The sequence below is a fragment of the Actinomycetospora straminea genome, from assembly GCF_028737255.1.
Taxonomy (GTDB): Bacteria; Actinomycetota; Actinomycetes; order Mycobacteriales; family Pseudonocardiaceae; genus Actinomycetospora; species Actinomycetospora straminea.
On the sequence record NZ_JAQZAN010000046.1, the window covers coordinates 1 to 6,009 of the forward strand.

General features: G+C 76.1%; 6 protein-coding genes. 2 read left to right on the plus strand and 4 right to left on the minus strand.

What is annotated here, in order from left to right; translation table 11 throughout:
* Positions 1-345 precede the first annotated feature (345 nt).
* The 4 genes from PH190_RS30435 to PH190_RS30450 form a co-directional block, all read right to left on the minus strand.
* Positions 346-777, minus strand: coding sequence for a DUF4396 domain-containing protein (locus PH190_RS30435; protein ID WP_274235300.1), 432 nt, complete (start codon positions 775-777; stop codon positions 346-348).
* A 127-nt stretch (positions 778-904) separates the two neighbouring features.
* Complete coding sequence (locus PH190_RS30440; protein WP_274235295.1) at positions 905-1,204, minus strand: AtuA-related protein; 300 nt, start codon at positions 1,202-1,204, stop codon at positions 905-907.
* Positions 1,191-2,504: an acyclic terpene utilization AtuA family protein gene (locus PH190_RS30445; RefSeq protein WP_274235296.1), complete on the minus strand. Its 1,314-nt coding sequence runs from the start codon at positions 2,502-2,504 to the stop codon at positions 1,191-1,193. The genes PH190_RS30440 and PH190_RS30445 overlap by 14 nt, the downstream gene beginning before the upstream one ends.
* On the minus strand, positions 2,504-3,937 hold the full coding sequence (locus tag PH190_RS30450) for a CitMHS family transporter (RefSeq protein ID WP_274235297.1): 1,434 nt from the start codon (positions 3,935-3,937) through the stop codon (positions 2,504-2,506). The genes PH190_RS30445 and PH190_RS30450 overlap by 1 nt, the downstream gene beginning before the upstream one ends.
* 144 nt (positions 3,938-4,081) lie before the next feature.
* Between PH190_RS30450 and PH190_RS30455 the strand changes: the two genes are divergently transcribed.
* Together PH190_RS30455 and PH190_RS30460 are read left to right on the plus strand one after the other, a co-directional pair.
* Complete coding sequence (locus PH190_RS30455; RefSeq protein WP_274235298.1) at positions 4,082-5,008, plus strand: LysR family transcriptional regulator; 927 nt, start codon at positions 4,082-4,084, stop codon at positions 5,006-5,008.
* Entirely contained in the window at positions 5,005-5,964 is a 960-nt protein-coding gene (locus PH190_RS30460; RefSeq protein WP_274235299.1) for an alpha/beta fold hydrolase, read from the plus strand. The genes PH190_RS30455 and PH190_RS30460 overlap by 4 nt, the downstream gene beginning before the upstream one ends.
* The last annotated feature ends 45 nt before the right edge of the window (positions 5,965-6,009 follow it).

Genomic DNA, 6,009 nt, shown 5'->3' on the forward strand with positions numbered 1-6,009 from the left:
AGTAGGCGCGCCGCCGCGCGACCTCGGCCTCGCGGGCGCGGTCGAGCAGCTCCCGCCCCGCCACCCCCACCCGTTCGCTCACGTGTTCGAACCTAGCCGCGACCCCCGACACCGCCGCCCCGAACGCTGAGACTCCTCTCAGCGAACGGCGCTGGGCCTCCGTCCACCGATCGAGACGCGTTCGCCGCCGGGGCCGGCCCCCGCCCCCTGCCGGGCGGTGCGGGTCGACCTGGTCGAGCGCCGTCCGGGGCCGGGATCCAGGAGCCACCGCCGCGCACCGTGGTCGCGGAGGACGCCCCGGGCCAGCGGAGCAGGCCGGACTGGCCCGAGAAGGGCCGGCACCGATCAGTGATACGCGTGGACCACCGCGTGGCCCAGGCCGCGGCCGATCATCCAGCGGTTGAGCGGCAGGGTCACGACGAACGCGACGAGCAGGGCGAACGCCAGCGCGCCCCAGAACAGGGCGCTCGCCAGCCCGGCGTCCATGGCGCCCGGGACGCCGAGGATGACCGCGTTGTCGACGATCTCCATGACCGCGATGGACACGGTGTCGGCGGCCAGCGCGATCCGGAACGCCTGCCGCAGCCCGACGCCGGCGCGCAGGACCCCGCGCATGGTCAGCGCGTAGCCGAACACGAACGCCAGGGCGACGGCGAGGACGACGGTCACGGCGTTCGACAGGCCCAGCGCGGTGCCGATGACCATGCCGAGGACCTCGCCGATCGCACAGCCGGTGAGGCAGTGCAGCGTGGCCAGGGCCGCCGTCCGCCACGACACGGACGACCAACCGCCCGGTGCGTGGACCTCGTGCTGGTGCGTGGTCACGATGACTCCTTCCTGATACCCCCAGGGGGTATCTGACGTGGACAGGAGTACACCCCGGGACGCCGCGGGGCAAGACCCGTCAGAGCTCGATCGCGAGCAGTCGCGAGCTCAGCGACTTGCCGTGGGTGTCCAGGGCCGTCGACACCGTGACGCCCCCACCGCGCACGTCGGTGCAGACGAACTGCAGGGCGCACACCAGCGGCAGCTCGTGGCGCACGACCTCGCCGGCGACCCACGGGTCGAGATGGGCCCGGACCCGCTCGGCGGTCAGCGCCCGCACCAGCTCGGGGAACGCGTCGTCGTCGTACGGGACGACCGTCAGCGTCGCGACCCTGCCCTTGTCGCCGGCGCGGCAGTGCGCGAGGTCATGCAGCAGCACCGACGGCCTCCAGGATCGTGGTCCGCGGGTGCACGGCGCTGCGCGGCACCAGCGTCGAGACCACCCCGAGCACGGGCGTCCGGTGCACGCGCACGCCCCCGCCGCCGGCGGGCCCGTTGGTGTAGAGCGCCTCGACCTCGTGGCCGACGGCGTCGAGCACGGTGGGGTCCTCGCCGCGAGCAGCGACCCGCAGCCGGGCGTCCTCGGGGCCGCCGCGCACCTCGATCCGCGGCGCCAGCGGCAGCCCGGCCAGCCGGGTGGCGACGACGTCGGCGGCCAGGCGCCCACGGGCCTCGGCACCCGGGCCGACGTAGGAGATCTCGGCCTCCACCCGCGTGCCGGCGCGGTGGCCCACGGTGACCTTGAGCCGGTCGGGCCGCGGCCGCCCGCGGGCACCGTGCACGCGCACCCGGTCGGCGCCCGCGTCCTCCACCCGCACCCCGCGCAGGTCGAGCAGGACGTCGGGGGTGACGTAGCCCGCGGGGTCGGTGACCTCGTAGAGCAGCTGCTCGCGGACGGTGTGCCGGTCGAGGCGACCGCCGGTGCCGTCGAGCTTGCCGTAGACGGCCGACCCGTCGGCGGCGACGTCGGCGAACGGGAAGCCGAGCCGCGCGAGGTCGGGGACGTCGAACCTCCCCGGGTCGGCGGCGTACCCGCCGGTCAGCTGGCCGGCGCACTCGAGCAGGTGCCCGACGAGCGTCCCGGCCGCCGTGGCGTCGACGTCGTCGGGCGCCCACCCGAGGCGCTGGGCCAGCGGCGCGAGGAACAGCGACGGGTCGGCGACGCGCCCGGTGACGACCACCTGCGCGCCCGCCTCGAGCGCGGGCGTGATCGCGTCGGCGCCCAGGTAGGCGTTGGCCGAGACGATCTCCCCGTGCTCGCGCAGCGGGCGGCCGTCCTCGAGGGCCGGGGCGTCGAGGTCGAGCACGTCGAGGACGTCGTCGCCGGTGACCACACCGACGCTCGCGCGGGCCCCGAGGTCGTCGAGCAGCGCCCGCACCGCGCGCCCCGCCGCGACGGGGTTCGCCGCGCCCATGTTGGTGAGCACGCGCGTCCCCCGCTCGAGCGCGACCGGGAGCAGGGGCGCGAGCCGGGCGTGCAGGCGCGGGTCGTGACCGGCGTCGGGGTCGGCGAGCCGGCGCTGCTGGCCCAGCGCGATGGTGCGCTCGGCGAGGCACTCCAGGACCAGGTCGTCCAGCGCGCCGTGCGCCGCGAGGTCGACGGCGGGGTCGACGCGGTCGCCGGCGAAGCCCGCGCCGGCCCCGATCCGCACCGTCGTCCGTGCCACCGGATCGGCCATCAGATCACCCCGGTGAGCAGGGCGACGGCGGTCATGACGAGCGTGGTGCCGAACGCCCAGCCGAACACGAAGCGCTGGTGGGCGCCGAAGTCGACGCGGGTCAGGCCGACGAGGATGAAGGTCGACGCGGTCAGCGGGCTGAGCGGGAAACCGGTGGTCATCTGCCCGAGGATCGCCGCGCGGGCCACCTCGGCCGGGGCGCCGCCGAGGGCGCCGGCGGTCTCGGCGAGCACGGGCAGCACGCCGAAGTAGTAGGCGTCGGGGGTGAAGACCAGCGACAGCGGCATCCCGGTGACCGCGACGATGGTCGGCAGCAGGCCCCCGGCCGCGTCGGGGATCACCGACACCAGCGCCCGCGCCATCGCCTCGATCATGCCGGTGCCGCCGAGGATGCCGGTGAAGACGCCGGCCGCGAAGATCATCGTGACGACGAGGACGACGCTGCGGCCGTGGCGCTCGAGCAGCTCCTGCTGCTGGGTCCAGCGCGGCGCGTTGATCAGGAGCGCCACCACGAACGCGGCGAGGAAGACCACCGGCAGCTCGGCGAGCTGCAGCAGCAGGACCACGAGCAGCGCGAGCGTGACCACGGCGTTGAGCCAGAACCGCACCCGGTCGGCGCGGGTCCGGGGCGTCGCCCGCGTCAGGGTCCCGACGGCCCCGTCGCCGCCGTCCCCGGCCTCCGTCCCCGGCGCGCCGTCCGGCCGGTCCCCGCCGCCGGTGCCGGACGAGTCCGTCCCGCCGTCCGGCGACCCGGACCCCGACCCGGAGCCAGACCCCGACCCGAACCCACCCACGGCGACCGGCTCGTCCAGCGTGATCACACCCAGGCGCTTGCGCTCGCTGCGCCCGATCACCCACGACGCGAGCACCACCCACGCGATGCCGGCCGCCATCGCCGGCAGCACCGGCACGAAGATCTCGCTCGCGGGCAGGTCGAGCGCGGCCATGGCCCGGGCGGTCGGGCCGCCCCACGGGACCATGTTCATCACGCCCGCCCCGAGACAGACCAGCGCGGCGAGGACGATCCGGCGCATCCCCAGCCGCTCGTAGATCGGCAGCATGGCGGTGACCATGATCAGGAAGGTCGAGGCCCCGTCGCCGTCGAGGGCGACGAGGACGGTGAGCACCGCGGTCCCGACGCAGATCTTCAGCGGGTCGCCGCCCGCCCAGCGCACGACGCGGCGGATCGCCGGGTCGAAGAGGCCGGCGTCGATCATCAGGCAGAAGTAGAGGACCGCGAAGGTGATCATGATCGCGACCGGCGCGACCTGCTCGAGGCCGTCGAGCACCAGGTCACCGAGCTCGCCGCCGGCGCCGACGGCCACCGCGGCCAGCGCCGGGATGACGGTCAGCGCGAACAGGACCGAGACCCGGCGCGAGAGCACGGCGGCCAGGAAGACGGCGATGGTGAGGAAACCGGCCGCGGCGAGCATCGTCGACCTCCGTGTCAGCGCGGCTGCAGCGGGCCGGGCGCCCGGTGCAGGAGGTGGTCCGGGTCACGCCCGGTGTCGTGACGATGGCGACGCGGACCTATGCTCGTCAAAGACCGATCGGCGATCGATTGATGCGGACAGGGCATGGACGTGACGCTGCAGCAGCTGCGGGTGATCGTCGCCGTGCACGAGGCCGGCGGGTTCACGGCGGCCGCCGCGTCCCTGCGGGTCGCGCAGCCGTCGCTGAGCCGCACCGTCGCCGAGGTGGAGCGCCGGCTGGGCACCGGGCTCTTCACCCGCACGACGCGACGGCTCGAGACCACGACCGCCGGGCTGGAGTTCGTGGCGCTGGCCCGGCGCGTGCTCGACGGCCTCGACGAGGAGATGCGCCGGTTCGCCGACTTCCTCGCCGGCGCCCGCGGCCGGGTCCGGGTGGCGACGCTGCCCTCGCTCGCCGCCCTCCTGCTGCCCGGGGTCGTCGCCGCGTTCCGGGCGGTGCGCCCCGAGGTGGACCTCACCCTCTCCGACGCCCTGGCCGACGAGGTCGTCGAGCGCGTGCGCACCGGCGGGGCGGACCTCGCCGTCACTGTCGTGTCCGTGGCCGCCGACGTGCTCGACGACCTCGAGGTCCTGCCCGTCGCCGAGGACACGTTCTGCGCCCTCCTCGCCCCCGGTCACCCGCTGGCGGGCCGCGACCGGCTGGCCTGGGCCGACCTCGCCGGCGAGTCGTTCATCGACTTCGACCCGACGACGAGCATCCGCCACCACGTCGACCACGCCCTCGTCGCCGCCGACGTCCGGCCCCGCCGGGTCGTCGCGGCGCGCAACGTCGCGGCGGTGGCGGGCCTGGTCGCGGCGGGGCTCGGGGTCAGCGCGGTCCCGGGCCTCGTGGTGCCGCTGACCGGCTTCGCCGACCTCGTCGCGGTCCCGCTCGAGGACCCCGTCGTCGTGCGCCGGATGGCCCTCGTGCGCGGGGCGGTCGTCTCCCCCGCCGCCGCGGCGTTCGCCGACCTGCTCGTCGGGGCCGGCGAGCGCCCGACCCTCCCCCGGCACGCGCGGTGGCTGCCGTGAGGTGGCTGCGCCGGGTCGGCGTGACGCTGCTGGTGCTCGTGCTGCTGGTGGTCGGCGGCTCGGCGGCCTACCTCGGCTGGGACCGCCTCGCCCCGGTCCGGCTCGACGTCCCGCGGCCCGGGTTCGACGTCGACGCCGCGGGCGTGCGCACCCGCGTCGAGCACTGGCCCGCGGCGCGGCCGTCGGGGCGCCCGCCGGTGCTCCTCGTGCACGGCTTCGCGGAGTCGACGTACGTGTGGTCGCGGGTGGCGCCGCTGCTCGCCGCCGACCGGGACGTCTACGCCTACGACGTGCGCGGCTTCGGCTACACCGACCGCGTCCCTCCCTACGACCTCGCCGCCGACACCGACCAGCTCGGCGGGGTCCTCGCCGCCCTGGGCCTCGAGCGCCCGGTCCTCGTCGGGCACTCCTCGGGCGTCGCGATCGCGCTGTCCTGGGCCCTGCGCGCGCCCGGCTCGATCACCGGCGTCGTCGCGGCCAACGGTGACGGCACCCCCTACTTCGGCGACGACCGCACCACGCCCGGCGCGGGGCCGCGGTGGCTGCTCGTCCCCCCGGTGGCGCCCGCCGCGGTCACCGCCGTCGTCCGGCACCGCGCCGTCGTCCGGTCGGTCGTCGCCGCACAGTGCGGGCCGGGCTGCCCCGTCGACGACGCCGCGGTCGACCGCTGGCGCGCCCCGTTCCTCGAGCCCGCCGCGGTGGACGCGCTGGTCGACGTCGTCCGCCGGCCCCTCATCGGCCTCACCGACGCCCAGGAGACGACCGTCGCCGTCCCCACCGCGGTCCTCTACAGCTCCGACGACGAGAGCTTCGCCCGGCCGCAGGCCCTCGCCACCGCCGCCCGCCTGCGCACCCACCTCGTCACCGAGCTGCCCGGCGCGCGCCACCTCGCCCTGCTCGGCGAGCCCGAGCGCTTCGCGGCGGCGCTGCGGCCCCAGCTCGACGCCCTGGGCTGACTGTGAGGGTGGGCCCGCCGTCCTGATCACCTGGTGATGGGGTGG